The organism is Jiella sp. M17.18 (genome assembly GCF_041027365.1).
Lineage (GTDB): Bacteria > Pseudomonadota > Alphaproteobacteria > Rhizobiales > Rhizobiaceae > VKMB-3413.
Genome location: NZ_JBFTEH010000011.1, coordinates 1 through 18,365, shown reverse-complemented (window position 1 = coordinate 18,365; position 18,365 = coordinate 1). Strand labels below are relative to the sequence as shown.

Below are 18,365 nucleotides of genomic sequence, written 5' to 3'. Positions count from 1 at the left end.
CTCGAATTTGCTGCATCTGCGAAATCCTGGACGCCGCCCGGCCCCCGGCCGCGACGCGGCCGCAGTTGACGGAGGAAAGACACCTTGGCGCGTAGCAAGATCGCACTCATCGGCTCGGGCATGATCGGCGGCACCCTCGCCCATCTCGCCAGCCTGAAGGAACTCGGCGACATCGTCCTCTTCGATATCTCCGAGGGCACGCCGCAGGGCAAGGCGCTGGACATCGCCGAATCCGGACCGGTCGAGGGCTTCAACGCCAGCCTGTCCGGCGCCAACGACTATTCCGCCATCGAGGGCGCGGACGTGTGCATCGTCACCGCCGGCGTGCCGCGCAAGCCCGGCATGAGCCGCGACGACCTTCTCGGCACCAATCTGAAGGTGATGGAGCAGGTCGGCGCCGGCATCGCCAAATACGCGCCGAACGCCTTCGTGATCTGCATCACCAACCCGCTCGACGCCATGGTCTGGGCGCTGCAGAAGTTCTCCGGCCTGCCCAAGGCCAAGGTCGTCGGCATGGCCGGCGTGCTCGATTCCTCGCGCTTCCGCACCTTCCTCGCCGAGGAATTCAAGGTGTCGGTCGAGGACGTCACCGCCTTCGTGCTCGGCGGCCACGGCGACACCATGGTGCCGCTGCCGCGCTATTCGACGGTCGCCGGCATCCCGCTCACAGACCTCGTCAAGATGGGCTGGTGCTCGAACGAGCGTCTCGGCGAGATCATCCAGCGCACCCGCGACGGCGGTGCCGAGATCGTCGGCCTCTTGAAGACCGGCTCGGCCTACTACGCGCCGGCCGCCTCGGCGATCCAGATGGCCGAAGCCTATCTGAAGGACAAGAAGCGCGTCCTGCCCTGTGCGGCCGCCCTGAAGGGCGAGTACGGCCTGAAGGACATGTATGTGGGCGTTCCCTGCGTCATCGGTGCGGAGGGCGTCGAGCGCGTCATCGAGATCGACCTCGATGCCGACGAACGGGCGCAGTTCGACAAGTCCGTCGGCTCGGTCAAGGGCCTGATGGAAGCCTGTCAGGGCATCGCGCCGAACCTGAAGTAAGCCTCTCCCGGGCCGCTCGATCGAGCGGCCCGCTCCTTATTCCCGAGCCTCTCGAGGACCCGTATCCCATGAACATTCACGAATACCAGGCCAAGGAAGTCCTGAAGAGCTACGGCGCGCCGGTGGCTGCGGGCGTGCCCATCACCAGCGCCGACGAGGCCGAGGCTGCGGCGAAGAAGCTTCCCGGCCCCCTCTACGTCGTGAAGAGCCAGATCCATGCCGGCGGGCGTGGCAAGGGCAAGTTCAAGGAGCTCGGTCCCGACGCCAAGGGCGGGGTGCGGCTCGCGAAGTCGGTGGCCGAGGTGGTCGCCAACGCCAAGGAAATGCTCGGCCACACGCTCGTCACCAAGCAGACCGGCGAGGCCGGCAAGCAGGTGAACCGCCTCTACATCGAGGACGGCGCCGACATCGACCGCGAGCTCTATCTCTCGCTGCTGGTCGACCGCTCGGTCGGCCGGATCGCCTTCGTCGCCTCGACCGAGGGCGGCATGGACATCGAGACGGTCGCCGAGGAGACGCCGGAGAAGATCGTCACCGTGGCGATCGATCCGGTCGCCGGCGTCACCGCCGCCGATGCCGAGAAGCTCTGCTCCGCCCTCAACCTCGGCGGTGCCGCCAAGGTGGACGGGATGCAGCTCTTCCCGATCCTCTACAAGGCGTTCACCGAGAAGGACATGAGCCTGCTCGAGATCAACCCGCTGATCGTCATGACCGACGGACATCTGCGCGTGCTCGACGCCAAGGTCTCGTTCGACAACAACGCCCTGTTCCGCCACGAGGACATGAAGGCGCTGCGCGACGAGACCGAGGAGGACGCCAAGGAGATCGAGGCGTCGAAGTACGACCTCGCCTATGTGGCGCTCGACGGCGACATCGGCTGCATGGTCAACGGGGCCGGCCTCGCCATGGCGACGATGGACATCATCAAGCTCTACGGCAAGGAGCCGGCGAACTTCCTCGACGTCGGCGGCGGTGCCAACAAGGAGAAGGTCACCGCGGCCTTCAAGATCATCACCGCCGACCCGAACGTGAAGGGCATCCTCGTCAACATCTTCGGCGGCATCATGAAGTGCGACGTCATCGCCGAGGGCGTCGTCGCGGCGGTCAAGGAGGTCGGTCTGAAGGTGCCGCTGGTCGTGCGCCTGGAGGGCACGAATGTCGACCTCGGCAAGAAGATCCTCAACGAGTCCGGCCTCGCCATCACCGCGGCCGACGACCTCGACGACGCGGCGAAGAAGATCGTCGCGGCGGTGGGTTGAGCGGGTACACATAATCACACATATTGATCCTGTGTGATTATGTGGAGGTGAGCCATGAAGAACGTCACCCTCGCCATGGACGAAACGCTTCTGGAGCGCGCTCGCGCGCTCGCGGAACGGCGCCACACGACGCTCAACGCAATGGTCCGGTCGCTGCTCGCGCAGGAAGTCGAGCAGGACGCGCGGATCGAGTGGGCTCGTGCCGGCATGCGGAAGCTGATGGAAGAGTCGACGCTCGAGTTCGAGCCCGGAACGAACGTGAAGGAGCTGAGCCGTCGTCATGGCGCCGATGAGCTTCATGGACACCAATATTCTGATCTGGGCGGCGGAGAGGCGTCCGATCGATGAACGCAAGACGTCCATCTCGCGCGACATCGTGCTGGGCAACATCTTCGGCGTTTCGGCTCAAAGCATCGCCGAATTCGTCAACGCCTCGACACGGGCAAAGGTGGAACTGCCGGTCGATCAGATCGAGCGCTGGATCGAATTTCTCTCTTCGATGCCGTTCACTGTGGTCGATGTCGACATCGTCCGGCGGGGACTTTGGCTTCAGCAGCGCTACCGCATCCAGTATTACGACGCCGCGCTTCTCGCGGCGGCCGAGCGCCTCGGCGCGCCGATCTTCTATTCGGAAGATCTCAACAACGGTCAGACCTACGGGTCTGTCCGCGTCGTCAATCCATTCCTCTAAGGCCGACTGACCGCAAGGAGTCGAACACGCCCATGTCCATTCTCGTCGACAAGAACACCAAGGTCATCGTGCAGGGCCTGACCGGCAAGACCGGCACCTTCCACACAGAGCAGGCTCTCGCCTATTACGGCACGCAGATGGTCGGCGGCACGCATCCGAAGAAGGGCGGCGAGATGTGGGAAGGCCATGCCGGCGGCAAGGCCGTGCAGCTGCCGATCTTCACCTCCGTCGCCGAAGCCAAGGACAAGACCGGCGCCACCGCCTCGGTGATCTACGTGCCCCCGGCCGGCGCCGCCGCCGCGATCGAGGAGGCGATTGACGCCGAGGTCGCGCTGATCGTCTGCATCACCGAGGGCATCCCGGTGACCGACATGGTCAAGGTCAAGGCCAAGCTGGAGAAGTCGAAGTCGCGCCTCATCGGGCCGAACTGCCCGGGCGTCCTGACGCCGGAAGAGTGCAAGATCGGCATCATGCCCGGCAACATCTTCAAAAAGGGCAATGTCGGCATCGTATCGCGCTCGGGAACGCTTACATACGAGGCGGTCTTCCAGACCACCAACGAGGGCCTCGGCCAGACCACGGCCGTCGGCATCGGCGGCGATCCGGTGAAGGGCACCGAGTTCATCGACGTCCTCGAGATGTTCCTCGCCGACGATGCCACGCAGTCGATCATCATGATCGGCGAGATCGGCGGCTCGGCGGAGGAGGACGCGGCGCAGTTCCTCAAGGACGAGGCGGCGAAGGGCCGGAAGAAGCCGATGGTCGGCTTCATTGCCGGCCGCACTGCGCCGAAGGGCCGCACCATGGGCCATGCGGGCGCGGTCGTCTCCGGCGGCAAGGGCGGCGCCGAGGACAAGATCGCCGCGATGGAGGCGGCGGGCATCCGCGTGTCGCCGTCGCCGGCCCAGCTCGGCAAGACGCTGGTCGAGGTCCTGAAGGGCTGAGACGCGGGAAGGCTGCGGCGGTAAAGTCTGCCGCAGCGGCATTTTGAGCCGTTCAGCGGGCGCGATCGCAAAGAAATCGCAACGCATCGCGCGCATGAACGGTTGGCGGGCAGGAAGGAAAAGTGGCGCGACGGGCTCCCGCGCCACGGCTTTGCCCAAGACGGAGTCCAACGGGTCCCGAACGACGATGCCCGGCCGGCAGGCGGCCGCCGGGGTCGGCGCGGACAATGACAGGAGGCGGCGCGCGCGGCGCGTCGCAAACGGCACCGATGGCACGCAATCAGGCGAACGAGAACTTCGCGCTCACCTCCTTCCTCTATGGCGGCAATGCTGACTACATCGAGGAGCTCTACGCCCAGTACGAGGCGGATCCCTCCTCGGTGGATGCCGGATGGGGCGATTTCTTCAAGGAGCTGAAGGACGAGAAGCGCACCGTCCTGAAGAATGCCGAAGGTGCCTCCTGGGCGCGCCCGAACTGGCCGATCACGCCGAACGGCGAACTCGTCTCCGCGCTCGACGGCAACTGGGGGCCGGTCGAGGCGCGAATCGAGACCAAGGTCAAGGCGAAGGCGCAGAGCGCCGGCGTCGACCTCTCCTCGGAGGCGGTGCACCAGGCGACGCGCGATTCGGTGCGCGCGCTGATGCTGATCCGCGCCTACCGCGTGCGCGGCCATCTCCACGCCAAGCTCGACCCGCTCGGCATCGCCAAGCCCGCCGACGACGACTACAACGAGCTGTCGCCCAAGGCCTACGGCTTCACCGAAGCCGACTACGACCGCAAGATCTACATCGACAACGTGCTCGGCATGGAGTTCGCGACCATCCGCCAGATGGTCGACATCCTGGAGCGCACCTACTGCTCGACCTTCGGCATCGAGTTCATGCACATCTCCAACCCGGACGAGAAGGGTTGGCTGCAGGAGCGCATCGAGGGGCCGGACAAGGGCGTCGCCTTCACCGACGAGGGCAAGCGCGCCATCCTCAACAAGCTGATCGAGGCGGAAGGCTTCGAGAAGTTCCTGGACGTCAAGTACAAGGGGACCAAGCGCTTCGGCCTCGACGGCTCGGAGGCGCTGATCCCGGCGCTGGAGCAGATTATCAAGCGGGGCGGCCAGCTCGGCATGAAGGAGATCGTGCTCGGCATGGCGCATCGCGGCCGGCTGAACGTGCTCTCCCAGGTGATGGGCAAGCCGCACCGGGCGATCTTCCACGAGTTCAAGGGCGGGTCGTTCAAGCCCGACGACGTCGAGGGCTCGGGTGACGTCAAGTACCACCTCGGTGCCTCCTCGGACCGCGAGTTCGACCAGAACAAGGTGCATCTGTCGCTGACCGCGAACCCCTCGCATCTCGAAATCGTCGACCCCGTCGTGATGGGCAAGGCGCGCGCCAAGCAGGACGCGCTGGCCGGCCGCGCGCGCAACGAGATCGTGCCGCAGGAAACGCGGGCGCAGATCCTGCCGCTCCTGATCCACGGCGATGCGGCCTTCGCCGGCCAGGGCGTCGTCGCCGAGTGCTTCGGCCTGTCGGGCCTGCGCGGCCACCGCGTCGCGGGCACGGTGCACTTCATCATCAACAACCAGATCGGCTTCACCACCAATCCGCGCTTCTCGCGCTCCTCGCCCTATCCCTCGGACGTCGCCAAGATCGTCGAGGCGCCGATCTTCCACGTCAACGGCGACGATCCGGAAGCGGTGGTCTATGCGGCGAAGGTCGCGACCGAGTTCCGGATGAAGTTCCACAAGCCGGTCGTCATCGACATGTTCTGCTACCGGCGCTTCGGCCACAATGAGGGCGACGAGCCGGGCTTCACCCAGCCGATCATGTACCGGACGATCAAGGACCATCCCTCGACGCTGGAAATCTACGCCAGGAAGCTCGTCGCCGAAGGCATGCTCACCGAGGAGCAGGTCGAGGAGCGCCGGGCCGAGTGGCGCCAGACGCTGGACGAGGAGTTCGAGGCCGGCCAGTCCTACATGCCGAACAAGGCCGACTGGCTGGACGGCGCCTGGTCGGGGCTTCGCAAGGCCGAGCAGGAGGACGAGCCGCGCCGCGGCGTCACCGGCGTCCCAATGAAGACGCTGAAGGACATCGGCGCCAAGCTCGTCGCCGTGCCGGACGGCTTCAACGTCCACCGCACCATCCAGCGCTTCCTCGACAACCGCTCGAAGATCTTCGAGAGCGGCGAGGGCGTCGACTGGGCGACGGCCGAGGTGCTCGCCTTCGGCACGCTCGTCACCGAGGGCCATCCGGTCCGCCTGTCCGGTCAGGACTCCGAGCGCGGCACCTTCTCGCAGCGCCATTCGGTGCTCTACGACCAGGAGACCGAGGACCGCTACATCCCGCTGGCGAACCTCGCCAAGGGCCAGGCCGTCTACGAGGTCATCAACTCGATGCTCTCGGAAGAAGCCGTGCTCGGCTACGAATACGGCTACTCGCTCGCCGAGCCGAACGCGCTGACGCTCTGGGAGGCGCAGTTCGGCGACTTCGCCAACGGCGCGCAGGTGGTCTTCGACCAGTTCATCTCGTCCGGCGAGCGCAAGTGGCTGCGCATGTCCGGCCTCGTCTGCCTGCTGCCGCACGGCTATGAGGGGCAGGGGCCGGAGCACTCCTCCGCGCGCCTCGAGCGCTTCCTGCAGATGTGCGCCGAGGACAACATGCAGGTCGCCAACTGCACGACGCCGGCGAACTACTTCCATATCCTTCGGCGCCAGCTGAAGCGCGAGTTCCGCAAGCCGCTGATCCTGATGACGCCGAAGTCGCTGCTGCGCCACAAGCGGGCGGTCTCGACCCTGTCGGAGATGGCGGGCGAGACGAGCTTCCATCGCCTGCTCTGGGACGATGCGGAGATGCAGAAGGATTCGCCGATCAAGCTCGTCAAGGACGACAAGATCCGGCGCGTCGTGATGTGCACCGGCAAGGTCTACTACGACCTCCTGGAGGAGCGGGAGAAGCGCGGCGTCAACGACGTCTACCTGCTGCGCCTCGAACAGCTCTATCCGTTCCCGGCCAAGGCGCTGATCAACGAGCTCTCGCGCTTCAAGGGCGCCGAGATGGTCTGGTGCCAGGAAGAGCCGAAGAACATGGGCGCCTGGGCCTTCATCGATCCGTATCTGGAATGGGTGCTCGACCACATCGGCGCCGAGACCCGGCGCGTGCGCTACACCGGCCGCCCGGCTTCGGCCTCGACCGCGGCCGGCACCATGGCGAACCACCTGAAGCAGCTGGCGGCCTTCCTCGAGGATGCGCTCGGCTGACCGGCCGCCGCCCCGACTGAACACGAAGAACCCGAAAGACGAAACGAGAGCGATGAGCACCGACATCAAAGTCCCGACGCTGGGCGAGTCCGTCACCGAGGCGACGGTCGGCCAGTGGTTCAAGCAACCGGGCGACCGGGTCGAGCTCGACGAGACGATCGCCGAGCTGGAGACCGACAAGGTGACGGTCGAGGTGCCGGCGCCGGCGGCGGGCGTCCTTCAGGACATCACGGTTCAGGCGGGCGAGACCGTCGAGGTCGGCGCGGTGATCGGAGCGATCGGCGAGGGCCAGGGCAAGGCGCCCGGTGACGTAAAGCCGACGCAGAAGGCCAAGAGCCAGGCCGCCAAGGCGGACGCGGCGTCAGACACGACCGCCGACTACGGCGGCGGCGCCAAGGGCGATCAGAAGGCGCCGGCGGCCTCCGGCAATCTCGTCGCGGTCAACGTGCCGGCGGCGGGCGAGTCGGTCACCGAGGCGACGGTCGGCCAGATCTTCAAGAAGGTCGGCGACGCCGTCGCGGTCGACGAGTCGCTGCTGGAACTCGAGACCGACAAGGCTGCGCAGGAGATCCCGTCGCCCGTCGCCGGCGTCATCCGCGAGATGGTCGTCAGCCAGGGCGACGAGGTCCAGGTCGGCGCGCTGCTCCTGAAGATCGAGGAAGGCGCTTCGGCCGGGTCCGGCAATGGTGCCGCCGCTCCGCAGCCGAGTGCCGGCGGGACCGACCAGCATCCGCGGCGCGCCGCCGAGGCGGAGGCGAACGGCGGCCGTCCGCCGGCGCCGTCCGCCCGCAAGATGATGGAGGAGAAGGGCCTCTCCTCCGGCGATGTCGAGGGCTCGGGCCGCAAGGGCCAGGTGCTGAAGGGCGACGTCCTGGCAGCGATCGCCCGCGGCGCGCCGTCGACCACGCAGGAGCGCCCGGCAGAAGCCAAGGCGCCGCGCGCGCCGTCGTCGCAGAGCGACGAGGCTCGCGAGGAGCGGGTGAAGATGACCCGCCTGCGCCAGACCATCGCGCGCCGGCTGAAGGACGCGCAGGACACCGCGGCCATGCTGACCACCTTCAACGAGGTGGACATGACGGCGGTGATGGAACTGCGCAAGAAGTACAAGGACCTGTTCGAGAAGAAGCACGGCGTGAAGCTCGGCTTCATGGGCTTCTTCACCAAGGCGGTCTGCCATGCGCTGAAGGAAGTTCCGGCGGTCAACGCCGAGATCGACGGCACCGACCTCGTCTACAAGAACTACGCCCACATCGGCATGGCGGTCGGCACCGACAAGGGCCTCGTCGTTCCGGTGATCCGCGACGCCGACCAGATGACCGTCGCCGAGGTCGAGAAGGAACTCGGCCGCCTCGCCAAGGCGGCGCGCGACGGCAAGCTCGCCATGGCCGACATGCAGGGCGGCACCTTCACCATCACCAACGGCGGCGTCTACGGCTCCCTGATGTCGACGCCGATCCTCAACGCGCCGCAGTCCGGCATCCTCGGCATGCACAAGATCCAGGAGCGGCCGATGGCGATTGGCGGCCAGGTGGTCATCCGCCCGATGATGTACCTGGCGCTCTCCTACGACCACCGGATCGTCGACGGCAAGGAAGCCGTGACCTTCCTCGTCCGCGTCAAGGAGAGCCTGGAGGATCCGGAGCGCCTGGTGCTCGACCTGTAGCATTGCCGGCGATCCGGGAATGATCCGAGAAGGCCGCGGCTTTGTCCGCGGCCTTTTTGTTTTCCGCTTCCGGAGGCGCAGGACGTTGCGGAGTCTGCAGCTCCATGTTTATGTTATGTTCTGAAGTTGGCGTCGAGCGATGGGCGGGCCGATGAACGACAGGGTGATGATCGTGACGGGCGGCTCGCGCGGAATCGGTGCCGCGACCGCGGTCCTGGGGGCCGCCGTTGGCTACGCCGTCGTCGTCAACTATGCGTCGAACCGTGACGCCGCGGACGGTGTCGTCGCGACGATCGAAGCTGCCGGCCGCAGGGCGATCGCCGTGGCCGCCGATGTCGGCTTCGAAGCCGATATCGCCGAGTTGTTCGAAGCGGCCGACCGGTTCGGCACGCTCACGGCCCTCGTCAACAATGCCGGCATCGTCGATCAGGTCATGCCGCTCGCCGAGATGAGCGCCGCGCGCATCGAGCGGATGCTGCGCGTCAACGTCACCGGCAGCCTCCTCTGCGCCCGTGAGGCGGTGCGCCGCATGTCGACCAAGCGCGGCGGCCGGGGCGGCGGCATCGTTAACGTCTCCTCCGTCGCGGCCAAGCTCGGCGGTGCGGGGCAGTATGTCGACTACGCCGCGTCGAAGGGCGCGATCGACACCTTTACCGTCGGCCTCGCCAGGGAGGTGATCGACGAGGGCATCCGGGTTTGCGCGGTGCGTCCCGGCATCATCGACACCGACATCCATGCCTCCGGCGGTCAGCCGGACCGGGTGGCCGAGATGGGCCCGGGCCTGCCGATGCGGCGCGCCGGTACGGCCGAGGAAGTGGCGCGCGCGATCCTCTGGCTTTTGTCGCCCGAGGCGAGTTATTCAACAGGTGCAATCCTCGATGTCTCCGGCGCAAGGTCTATCCTGCCATGATTGAAACAAAGCGCATCCTCGCGGGCCTGTCGGCCGCGACCGTTCTCGCCGCCGCGGCACCGGCTTCCGCGGCCGGTCCCGCGAAGTATCTCGACAACCGCTCGACGGCGGTGACGCTGGTCCGATCGCTCTACAACGCCGTCAACCGCCACGAATATCTGCGCGCCTGGAGCTATTTCGCCGACAGCGCCGGGCAGGGCAGCTTCGACAGCTTCGCCAAGGGCTACGAGAACACCAAGAAGGTGCGGGTGAAGTTCGGCAAGCCGATGGACGACGGCGCCGCCGGCTCGATCTACACCAACCTCCCCGTCGTCGTCGAGGCGACGACAACCGACGGCAAGAAGACGGTGTTCTCCGGCTGCTACGAGACGCGCCTCGTCCAGCCGGCGGTGCAGGCGACACCGCCGTTCAAGCCGCTGCAGATCGTCAAGGCGAAGCTCCAGCCGGCGACGGGGGCGTTCAAGGCGACCGAGGGAAGCTGTCCCGACGGCGGTCTCGGATGACGGTGCGCGGGCGCGAGCCGCCGGAGGGCTACGCGTGGCGAGTGCTGCGCCATCCCCGGCTGTCGGACCGCACCCTCGTTCGCTATGGGCTCCGCCGGCTGACGCTCGGCACGCTCGAACTGCCGACCGGTCGCATCCTGGTCGGCGACCCCACCGCCTATACGAAGGATCTCGTTCCGCTCGCAGAGCGCGTCGCGCCCGGCCGCTATCCGGTTTACGCCTACCAGAAGAGTTTCACCTACGACAGCTGGGATCATTTCATCCTCGCGCTCGTCGAACTCCGGATCTCCGACGCGCCGCCCGCCTCCCATGCCTTGGCACTTCGTGAGGGACAGGGACCGGAAACCGACATCTACGACGCCAGCTATGCGGTGGAGGCGGCGGCCGGCTGCTTCTGCGACGCCGCGGCGAAACCCCATCTCGTTTACGCCGAGGAGAATTACGATCCGGAGGGTGACGACGACGTCAATCTCCTCGATCTCGCCTTTGCGAGCGACGAGGGCTTGGAACACCGGTTCAAGAGCACGGACCTCAACGCCTTCTTCTTCCGCACCGGCGACGGCGACGGCAGCTATCCCTGCTACTGGGCCTACGATTCGTCCGGTGCGCCGGCGAGGCTGATCACCAGTTTCGGCATCGTCGAGAAGGAGTTCGAATGGGAGGCCGGCTTCCCCGAACCGTTCCGGGCTCCGTGACCTGCATCTGCCGTCGGCCGTGTTGCGGGGCCTGAGGGTCGCGGCGGGAAGGCGACAGGGCGAAGGGGCTTTCTGTCGTATCGGCTGCGGCTCCGCTGCCGTTTGACATATTCCGCTGGGGAATGCTCTCTGGCAGGGTGCGCCTGTCTTTCCCGACCGGAGTGACCGTGATGGACACCACCACGCCTGCCGCCGCCCTCAGCATGCCGACCGAGCTGTGGCTGCTCGGATGGTCGGTCGTTCTCGCCCTCGTCATGCTGGCAGTCCATATCCTGACGGCGACACCAGACCTCGGGCTCAGGACCGCCGTCAGTCCGCGCGACGACAATCCGCAGCTCTCCGGCGTCTTCGCCGGCCGTGCGAAGCGGGCCTGGTCGAACTTCATGGAGACCTATCCGCTGTTCGTCGCGCTGACGCTCGGCCTCGTCGTCTCCGGCCAGACCGGCGGGATCGGATTGTCGGGCGCCTGGCTGTGGTTCTTGGCGCGTTTGGTCTATGCACCCGTCTATTATGCGGGTATCCCCTGGCTCCGAACCCTCGTCTTCGTCGGCTCGATCCTCGGGCTGATCCTCATGGTCTTCGACCTCCTTACCTGACGGGCCGGAGAGGTCCGTCCCGAATCTGACAGGACTTCTTCCTCATGGCTGACACTTTCGATCTCGTCGTCATCGGCTCGGGCCCCGGCGGCTATGTCTGCGCCATTAAGGCGGCGCAGCTCGGCCTCAAGGTCGCCTGCGTCGAGAAGCGCAAGACCTATGGCGGCACCTGCCTGAACGTCGGCTGCATCCCGTCGAAGGCGCTGCTCTACGCCTCGGAGCGCTTCGAGGAGGCCGGTCACTCCTTCGCGACCCTCGGCATCAAGGCGACGCCGGAGCTCGACCTGCCGTCGATGATGTCCCACAAGGACAAGACGGTGAAGTCGAACGTCGACGGCATCGCCTACCTCTTCAAGAAGAACAAGATCACCGGCATCACCGGCACCGGGAAGATCAAGTCGGCGGGCGTCGTCGAGGTGACCAGGGAGGACGGGTCTACCGAGACGCTGCAGACGAAGAACATCTGCATCGCGACGGGCTCCGAGGTCGCCGGCATTCCCGGCGTCGACGTCAAGTTCGACGGGAAGGCCATCGTCTCCTCGGACGACGCCATCGCGCTGGACAAAGTGCCGGAGAAGATGGTCGTCGTCGGCGGCGGCGTCATCGGCCTCGAGCTCGGCTCGGTCTGGTCGCGGCTCGGCGCCAAGGTCACCGTGGTCGAATATCTCGACAAGGTGCTCGGGCCGATGGACGGCGAGGTCTCCTCGGCCTTCCAGAAGCTCCTGGTCAAGCAGGGGCTGGAATTCCATCTCGGCGCCAGGGTCACCGGCGTCGCGGCCAAGGACGGCGGCGCCTCCGTCACCTTCGAGCCGGCCAAGGGCGGCGAGGCGCAGACCCTCGACGCCGACGTCGTGCTCGTCGCCACGGGCCGCAAGCCGTACACCGACGGCCTCGGCCTCAAGGAAGCCGGCGTCGCGCTGGACGATCGGGGCCGGGTCGAGATAGACGCCCACTTCAAGACGAATGTCGACGGCATCTATGCCATCGGCGACGTGGTGAAGGGCGCGATGCTCGCCCACAAGGCCGAGGACGAAGGCGTCGCACTCGCCGAGATTCTCGCGGGCCAGGCCGGCCACGTGAACTACGAGGCGATCCCCTCGGTGGTCTACACCTCGCCGGAAGTCGCCTCGGTCGGCCGGACCGAGGAGGAGCTGAAGAAGGCGGGCGTTGCCTACAAGGTCGGCAAGTTCCCCTTCATGGCCAACGGGCGTGCCCGGGCGATGCTCCAGACCGACGGCTTCGTGAAGGTGCTCGCGGACGCCGAGACCGACCGGGTGCTCGGCTGCCACATCCTCGGCGCGGACGCAGGCGACATGATCGCCGAAGCCGCGCTCTTGATGGAGTTCGGCGGCGCCTCGGAGGATCTCGCCCGCACCAGCCACGCCCATCCGACCCTGTCGGAGGCCGTGCGCGAGGCGGCCTTCGCGGCCTTCGCCAAGCCGATCCATATCTGACGGCCGCCTGCCGGGCCGCGGGACGGCCCGCTCGGCGCATCCGCGTGCAGGGAGCGTCCTCCTCTTCGGGAGGGCGCTCTTTTGCTATCCGGCTGCGCAGGACCTCGTTCTATCTCGCTGCGGAAGGCCGTGGACCTCTCCGCCTTCCTCCGGGGATCGTCGCATCTGCCCGTGGGCCTGGCCGGATCAGCCCTTGTCTTGCTTCACCACCGTCTCGGCCTTGGCCGGTGCGGCCGTCGCCGGAAGCGACGGCAGGTCCGACCGCGTGGTCTGGGCGGTCTCGATCGGCGTCATCGGCGCCTCGGTCCCGGCCGTACGCTGGAAGTCGCAGGCCAGCGCGCCGGCGGTGCCGGAGATCAGAAGGCCGAGGGTCGTCACTGCGAATATGGCTCTCATGGCATTCGCTCCGCGGTGTGTGTCGAACGCAGCGATGCTACCCCTCCTTCCGCAGGGTGAACAGCAACGGCGAGGTCGCGAAGGAGTCACGTTTGCGTGGGCTGCGGGGCAGGCAGCTCCGTGGCGGCCGGGGCGTCGCCCACCGTGCGCTCCCGGCCGTCAGTCCGCGCGCGTGACCGTCCAGCCGTCCTTGCGCAGCAAGGCGACGACGCCCTTCTCCCCCGGAAGATGCAGCGCGCCGACGGCGACGAAGGCGCCGCCCTTCGAAAGGATCGGCTGCAGGCGCTCGGCCATCCGGACGTTGCGGTCGGTGACAACCCGTTCTTCGAAGGCGGCATCGCCTTCCGTGGTCCCGACGATGAGACCGCCATTCGGCACTGCGGCCTCGATTGCCGGCATGATCATCGCGATGTCGCCCTTCAGATAGAGCGAGATCATCGTCTCCAGGATGTCCGGCATGCGGTTCTCGACCTGAAGCGTCGCCACCAGGCTGTCGGCCTGCGTCTTCAGCGGGATCCCGGCGAGCGCGGACAGCTGCTCCTCCGCCGTCTCCAACCCTTCGACGGGCTTGCCGGCGGCCTTCGCGCGCTTGGCGAGTTCGACGTCGAGCACCGGCTCGCCGGATTGCTTGCGCTCGGTTTCGCAGGCCGGCAGCATGAAGGACGCCGAGGTGAACCAGGGCTGCAGCGTCTGGATCGTCGAGAAGGGGATCCCCCGCTTCTTCAGGGCCGCCTCGACCGCCGCCTTCTCCTTGGCATCGAGATAATCCGACAGGGTCTTGCCGTCCGGAAGGTTCAGGATTTCCGGATGCAGCAGCAGGGCCGCCATCGCCTTCTTCTGGTCGAGCACGTCCGTCGTCTCGATGACCAGCGTCTTCGCCTTGTCGAAGGCGGTTTCGGCCGGCCCGGACAGGGTGAGCACGCGCGGATCGGTGAGATGCATGGTGCCGAAGATGTAGGACGGGGGAAGCCCGTCCTTCTCGATGCGGAAGAGCTTGCCGGCGCCGTTCGGCACGGCCTTCGCCTTGGCTTCCACGCCGGCGAGCTTGCCGTCCGCGCGAAGCGCGTCGACGAGATTCTTTCCGTGACAGGTGGCATCGGCGGGCTTGTCCTCGGCGCGTGCGGCGACGAGGCCGACGAGGAGGCAGGCAAGGATCAGCCCGGGAACGGCAAGGCCGAGCCGGAACAGGATCTTGCCGAGCTGATCGAGGCCGAAGCGGTGGAAAATGTCGCTCATGGGCGTGCCCTTGTCGTGTCCGCTTCGAGAGATAGGGACGAAAAGCGACCAAAGCCTGAAACGCGGACCGGCTGGCCCGCATTTCGCCGTGGCGGACCGGCGACGACTCACGGAGCGCTGCGGCCCCGCCGCCGCGCGCGCGGATGCGCCGACTGGTAGACCGACATCAGCCGGGCGGAATCGACGGCGGTGTAGTTCTGCGTCGTCGACAGGCTGGCATGGCCGAGCAGGTCCTGGATCGTCCGGAGATCCCCGCCCGCCGACAGGAGATGCGTCGCAAAGGAGTGGCGCAGCGCGTGCGGCGTCGCCGATTCGGGCAGGCCGAGCGCGCCGCGCAGGCGGGCCATGTTCCGCTGGACGATCTGCGCCTTCAGCGGTCCGCCGCGGGCGCCGCGAAACAGCGGCTCGTCCGCCGCCAGCGCGTAGGGGCACAGCCGGCGATAGTCCGCCACCGCCTCAAGCACGGCGGGAAGCAGCGGCACGATGCGCGTCTTGCCGCCCTTGCCGAGGATCGGCATCGCCCGCTGCTGCGGATCGGTCAGCGCATCGCCGGGCAGGGACAGCGCCTCGGAGATGCGCAGGCCGCAGCCGTAGAGCAGCGTCAGCACCGCCACGTCGCGCGCCGCGATCCACGGCTCCACCGCAAAGCTGCCGGCCTCTTCCGCGACCTCGACGGCATCGTCGACGCTGAGCGGCCGCGGCAGCGACTTCGGCTGCTTGGGCGCGCGCATCGCCCGCGCGCCGGCGGAGGAGGCGAGGCCCTTGCGCTCGAGATGGCGCAGGAAGGAGCGCACGCCGGCAAGCCCGCGGCCGAGCGATTTCGCGCCGACGCCGTCGCGGCGCCGCGCGGCGAGGAAGGCGCGCAGCTCCGCCGCCTTGACGTCGGCGAGATCGGCGAGCGCGGCGGGGCGGCCGTGATAGCCGGTGAGGAAGGTCAGGAACTGCCGCAGGTCGCGCTCATAGGCGGAGATCGTATGGTCGCTGGCGCCGCGCTCGTTCGACAGCGCCGCGAGCCAGGCGGTCTTCTCGTCGAGCACGGCGCGGTCGGCGTGAACGAGCAGGGCCTCAGTCATTCAACTCTCCGTCAAGCGCGCCGCGACCGGCGTCCCGCAGGAAGCGGTGGTGCGCGCATGTTCCTGCCGGTGAACGGGAATTCTCGCAAGGCCGGGTGAACGGGCGGTTTCGACGCAGATCCTTCGGAAATGGCTCTGCCGCCTTAGATGCGATGGCGAAGGTCCGGACCGGCCGCCGGGAACGGCGGGCGCGGTCCGGTCCGTCCAACGCGAACCGACGGAGATTTTCATGAAACGGCATGCCACCGCCATCTGGAAGGGCGCCCTCGCCGACGGCACCGGCGCGATCACCACCCAGTCCGGCGCGTTAAAGGACCAGGGCTATTCCTTCAAGGCGCGCTTCCAGGACGAAAGCGGCAAGTCGGGCACCAACCCGGAAGAGCTGCTGGCCGCCGCCCATGCCGGCTGCTTCGCCATGCAGCTCTCGCATTTCCTCGCCGAGAACGGCACGCCCGCCACGGAGCTGAAGGCGACCGCGGCGGTGAATGTCGAGCAGGTCTCCGAGGGCTTCGAGATCAAGGGGAGCGCCATCACGCTGGAGGCCAAGGTCCCGGGCGTCGATCCGCAGACGTTCGACGACCTGGCGAACAAGGCCAAGGCCGGCTGCCCGGTCTCCAAGGCGCTCGGCGCGATCACCGTGACGCTCGACGCCAAGCTCGTCTGAGCGGACGATCCGGGCGGCGCCGGACCGACGAGAGGTCCGTCGCCGCCCAGGCATCCGCACGCCGGCCTCGCGCGCGGCTGCAGGGGCAGGGGGAACCATCCGCCCGGCCGCTTGTATCGCTTACGACGAGAAACATGCGCCGGGAGTGCGGGTGAAGAACGACAGCTACGGAACCGGATCGGGCCTCGGCTTCCGCTCGGAAGCCGGCGAAGCCTCGCTTGGCGAATCCCACCGGTCGGTGGCGGTCGGATCCGGCAGCGTCCTCAAGCGGTTCGCCGCCTTCCTCGGTCCCGGCTTCCTCGTCGCCGTCGGCTACATGGACCCCGGCAACTGGGCGACCTCGCTCGCCGGCGGATCGGAGTTCGGCTATACGCTGCTCACCGCCGTCCTCCTGTCCTCGCTGATGGCCATCCTCCTGCAGGCACTCTGCGCGCGGCTCGCCATCGCCACCGGCCGCGATCTCGCCCAGGCCTGCCGGGACGCCTATCCGAAGCCGGTCTCCCTCGGCCTGTGGCTGCTCGCCGAAATCGCCATCATCGCCACCGACCTCGCCGAGGTCATCGGCACCGCCGTCGGTCTTCAGCTCCTGTTCGGCCTGCCGCTGGTCTGGGGCGTCCTCGTCACCGCGCTCGACGTCTTCCTGATCCTCTTCCTGCAAGGGCGGGGCTTCCGCTGGATCGAGGCCTTCGTCACCGCGATGATCCTGGTCATCGCGATCTGCTTCGTCGGCGAGCTCGTCCTGGCGCAGCCGGCGATCGCCGCGATCTTCGACGGGCTCCTGCCGACGCCGGAGATCGTCACCGACAGCCGGATGCTCTATCTCGCGCTCGGCATCCTCGGGGCGACGGTGATGCCGCACAACCTCTACCTCCACACCGGGATCCTGCAGACCCGCGCCTATCGCGAGGACGAGGCCGGGCGGCGGACGGCGATCCGCTTCGCGACGCTCGATTCGACCATCGCGCTCTCCTTCGCCTTCCTGGTGAACGGCGCGATCCTGATTCTCGCGGCCGCCGCCTTCCATGACCGCGGCGCCGGCCCGATCACGGATATCAGCCAGGCGCACGGCCTCCTGCAGCCGCTGCTCGGCGCGGCGATCGCGCCGGTCCTGTTCGCGATCGCGCTGCTCGCCTCCGGCCTCTCCTCCACCATCACCGCGACCATGGCCGGACAGATCGTCATGCAGGGCTTCCTGCGCATGCGCATACCGCTGGTGGCGCGCCGGCTGGTCACGCGGGGCATCGCGATCGTGCCGGCCGCCGCCGGGATCATCCTCTACGGGTCGAAGGGCGCGGGCGAACTCCTGGTGCTGAGCCAGGTGGTCCTGTCGCTGCAGCTGCCCTTCGCGGTCGTGCCGCTCGTCCAGTTCTCGGCGGAGCGGCGGAAGATGGGCGCCTATCGCGCCTCCAGCTGGATGCTGGTCCTGGCGGGGGCGATCGCCGTCCTCATCGTCATCCTCAACGCCAAGCTGGTCTACGACTTCGCCGTGACGGGCACGGCCTGACCCGCGCCCGCCTGCTGCAGGCCTCCCGCTTCCGGCGCCCGGGAAACCGTCCGCCGGGGGAGCGCGCGAAAAGGCCAGCGGATTCAGTGCGCTCATCCGGGATGACGGGCGGATGACGCGAGGGAAGGAACGATCTCAAGGGGTTAGGCCGATTCCGGAAAAAATCGCTGCACTGCACTTTTTCGAAAAAAGGCTGTTGACTTGGAAAGCGGGCAGGGCCTATAAGCCACTCATCGACGGCGAGGGCGCCGCCGGCGAGCCAAACAGCTCGCTCCGGAGTTGGCCCAGCCGCTGAGTTTCAGAAGAGTTCGCCGGCAACGGCAAGGTCTTCAAAAGGGTGGTTTCGACGGAAGTCGTGATTGGCCCACCGCCGACTGATGTCGGCGTGTTATTTGACATTGTGATATGAGAGAAGAAAGAGAAGCGTGGGCGGCGGTAAGTCTGCGGCTCTGCTGGACCGGTATCCTTTCCGGATT

The 18,365-nt window shown here is 67.3% G+C and carries 17 protein-coding genes; 14 read left to right on the top strand and 3 right to left on the bottom strand.

Annotated elements, in window-relative coordinates:
• The first annotated feature begins 84 nt into the window (after positions 1 to 84).
• The 12 genes from mdh to lpdA all read left to right on the top strand — a co-directional run bounded on the left by mdh (position 85) and on the right by lpdA (position 13,016).
• Positions 85 to 1,047, top strand: a complete 963-nt coding sequence (gene mdh / locus AB5S17_RS18360) for a malate dehydrogenase (RefSeq protein ID WP_369242070.1) — start codon at positions 85 to 87, stop codon at positions 1,045 to 1,047.
• 68 nt (positions 1,048 to 1,115) lie between these two features.
• A complete protein-coding gene (sucC, locus tag AB5S17_RS18355) occupies positions 1,116 to 2,306 on the top strand; it encodes an ADP-forming succinate--CoA ligase subunit beta (RefSeq protein ID WP_369242068.1) in 1,191 nt (396 codons plus the stop codon).
• A gap of 54 nt (positions 2,307 to 2,360) precedes the next feature.
• On the top strand, positions 2,361 to 2,654 hold the full coding sequence (locus tag AB5S17_RS18350; protein ID WP_369242066.1) for a hypothetical protein: 294 nt from the start codon (positions 2,361 to 2,363) through the stop codon (positions 2,652 to 2,654).
• Positions 2,605 to 2,997: a PIN domain-containing protein gene (locus AB5S17_RS18345; RefSeq protein WP_369242064.1), complete on the top strand. Its 393-nt coding sequence runs from the start codon at positions 2,605 to 2,607 to the stop codon at positions 2,995 to 2,997. The genes AB5S17_RS18350 and AB5S17_RS18345 overlap by 50 nt, the downstream gene beginning before the upstream one ends.
• A gap of 32 nt (positions 2,998 to 3,029) precedes the next feature.
• On the top strand, positions 3,030 to 3,941 hold the full coding sequence (gene sucD / locus AB5S17_RS18340) for a succinate--CoA ligase subunit alpha (RefSeq protein WP_369242062.1): 912 nt from the start codon (positions 3,030 to 3,032) through the stop codon (positions 3,939 to 3,941).
• Between the two features lie 269 nt (positions 3,942 to 4,210).
• The gene (locus AB5S17_RS18335) at positions 4,211 to 7,195 is read left to right on the top strand and encodes a 2-oxoglutarate dehydrogenase E1 component (RefSeq protein ID WP_369242060.1); all 2,985 of its coding nucleotides are present in this window, start codon (positions 4,211 to 4,213) and stop codon (positions 7,193 to 7,195) included.
• A gap of 52 nt (positions 7,196 to 7,247) precedes the next feature.
• Positions 7,248 to 8,858: a 2-oxoglutarate dehydrogenase complex dihydrolipoyllysine-residue succinyltransferase gene (gene odhB / locus AB5S17_RS18330; RefSeq protein WP_369242058.1), complete on the top strand. Its 1,611-nt coding sequence runs from the start codon at positions 7,248 to 7,250 to the stop codon at positions 8,856 to 8,858.
• Positions 8,859 to 9,009: 151 nt separating this feature from the next.
• Positions 9,010 to 9,768, top strand: a complete 759-nt coding sequence (locus tag AB5S17_RS18325) for an SDR family oxidoreductase (RefSeq protein ID WP_369242056.1) — start codon at positions 9,010 to 9,012, stop codon at positions 9,766 to 9,768.
• Complete coding sequence (locus AB5S17_RS18320) at positions 9,765 to 10,271, top strand: hypothetical protein (RefSeq protein WP_369242054.1); 507 nt, start codon at positions 9,765 to 9,767, stop codon at positions 10,269 to 10,271. Before AB5S17_RS18325 ends, AB5S17_RS18320 begins: the two co-directional genes overlap by 4 nt.
• The gene (locus AB5S17_RS18315; RefSeq protein ID WP_369242052.1) at positions 10,268 to 10,966 is read left to right on the top strand and encodes a DUF4241 domain-containing protein; all 699 of its coding nucleotides are present in this window, start codon (positions 10,268 to 10,270) and stop codon (positions 10,964 to 10,966) included. Before AB5S17_RS18320 ends, AB5S17_RS18315 begins: the two co-directional genes overlap by 4 nt.
• 170 nt (positions 10,967 to 11,136) lie before the next feature.
• Positions 11,137 to 11,562 carry an MAPEG family protein gene (locus tag AB5S17_RS18310; RefSeq protein ID WP_369242050.1) on the top strand — a complete coding sequence of 142 codons (426 nt, stop codon included), beginning with the start codon at positions 11,137 to 11,139 and terminating at the stop codon, positions 11,560 to 11,562.
• A 44-nt stretch (positions 11,563 to 11,606) separates the two neighbouring features.
• Positions 11,607 to 13,016, top strand: a complete 1,410-nt coding sequence (gene lpdA / locus AB5S17_RS18305) for a dihydrolipoyl dehydrogenase (RefSeq protein WP_369242048.1) — start codon at positions 11,607 to 11,609, stop codon at positions 13,014 to 13,016.
• 186 nt (positions 13,017 to 13,202) lie between these two features.
• Here lpdA and AB5S17_RS18300 read toward each other — a convergent pair whose 3' ends face one another.
• From AB5S17_RS18300 to AB5S17_RS18290, 3 genes are all read right to left on the bottom strand, one after another.
• Positions 13,203 to 13,412: a hypothetical protein gene (locus tag AB5S17_RS18300; RefSeq protein ID WP_369242046.1), complete on the bottom strand. Its 210-nt coding sequence runs from the start codon at positions 13,410 to 13,412 to the stop codon at positions 13,203 to 13,205.
• 159 nt (positions 13,413 to 13,571) lie between these two features.
• Positions 13,572 to 14,648, bottom strand: coding sequence for a TraB/GumN family protein (locus tag AB5S17_RS18295; RefSeq protein ID WP_369242044.1), 1,077 nt, complete (start codon positions 14,646 to 14,648; stop codon positions 13,572 to 13,574).
• Positions 14,649 to 14,755: 107 nt separating this feature from the next.
• Positions 14,756 to 15,721, bottom strand: coding sequence for a tyrosine recombinase XerC (locus tag AB5S17_RS18290; protein ID WP_369242042.1), 966 nt, complete (start codon positions 15,719 to 15,721; stop codon positions 14,756 to 14,758).
• 229 nt (positions 15,722 to 15,950) lie between these two features.
• Between AB5S17_RS18290 and AB5S17_RS18285 the strand changes: the two genes are divergently transcribed.
• Both AB5S17_RS18285 and AB5S17_RS18280 read left to right on the top strand, forming a co-directional pair.
• Positions 15,951 to 16,385, top strand: coding sequence for an OsmC family protein (locus AB5S17_RS18285; RefSeq protein ID WP_369242040.1), 435 nt, complete (start codon positions 15,951 to 15,953; stop codon positions 16,383 to 16,385).
• 151 nt (positions 16,386 to 16,536) lie between these two features.
• Positions 16,537 to 17,889, top strand: a complete 1,353-nt coding sequence (locus AB5S17_RS18280) for an Nramp family divalent metal transporter (RefSeq protein ID WP_369242038.1) — start codon at positions 16,537 to 16,539, stop codon at positions 17,887 to 17,889.
• Positions 17,890 to 18,365: the final 476 nt, after the last annotated feature.

What these genes read in the sequence shown, in the direction of transcription:
- lpdA (WP_369242048.1), top strand. Translation starts at nt 11,607, where the DNA reads ATGGCTGACACTTTCGATCTCGTCGTCATCGGCTCGGGCCCCGGCGGC.
- AB5S17_RS18350 (WP_369242066.1), top strand. Translation starts at nt 2,361, where the DNA reads ATGAAGAACGTCACCCTCGCCATGGACGAAACGCTTCTGGAGCGCGCT.
- sucC (WP_369242068.1), top strand. Translation starts at nt 1,116, where the DNA reads ATGAACATTCACGAATACCAGGCCAAGGAAGTCCTGAAGAGCTACGGC.
- AB5S17_RS18325 (WP_369242056.1), top strand. Translation starts at nt 9,010, where the DNA reads ATGAACGACAGGGTGATGATCGTGACGGGCGGCTCGCGCGGAATCGGT.
- odhB (WP_369242058.1), top strand. Translation starts at nt 7,248, where the DNA reads ATGAGCACCGACATCAAAGTCCCGACGCTGGGCGAGTCCGTCACCGAG.
- AB5S17_RS18345 (WP_369242064.1), top strand. Translation starts at nt 2,605, where the DNA reads ATGGACACCAATATTCTGATCTGGGCGGCGGAGAGGCGTCCGATCGAT.
- AB5S17_RS18295 (WP_369242044.1), bottom strand. Translation starts at nt 14,648, where the DNA reads ATGAGCGACATTTTCCACCGCTTCGGCCTCGATCAGCTCGGCAAGATC.
- AB5S17_RS18315 (WP_369242052.1), top strand. Translation starts at nt 10,268, where the DNA reads ATGACGGTGCGCGGGCGCGAGCCGCCGGAGGGCTACGCGTGGCGAGTG.
- AB5S17_RS18310 (WP_369242050.1), top strand. Translation starts at nt 11,137, where the DNA reads ATGGACACCACCACGCCTGCCGCCGCCCTCAGCATGCCGACCGAGCTG.
- AB5S17_RS18335 (WP_369242060.1), top strand. Translation starts at nt 4,211, where the DNA reads ATGGCACGCAATCAGGCGAACGAGAACTTCGCGCTCACCTCCTTCCTC.
- AB5S17_RS18300 (WP_369242046.1), bottom strand. Translation starts at nt 13,412, where the DNA reads ATGAGAGCCATATTCGCAGTGACGACCCTCGGCCTTCTGATCTCCGGC.
- AB5S17_RS18320 (WP_369242054.1), top strand. Translation starts at nt 9,765, where the DNA reads ATGATTGAAACAAAGCGCATCCTCGCGGGCCTGTCGGCCGCGACCGTT.
- AB5S17_RS18285 (WP_369242040.1), top strand. Translation starts at nt 15,951, where the DNA reads ATGAAACGGCATGCCACCGCCATCTGGAAGGGCGCCCTCGCCGACGGC.
- sucD (WP_369242062.1), top strand. Translation starts at nt 3,030, where the DNA reads ATGTCCATTCTCGTCGACAAGAACACCAAGGTCATCGTGCAGGGCCTG.
- AB5S17_RS18290 (WP_369242042.1), bottom strand. Translation starts at nt 15,721, where the DNA reads ATGACTGAGGCCCTGCTCGTTCACGCCGACCGCGCCGTGCTCGACGAG.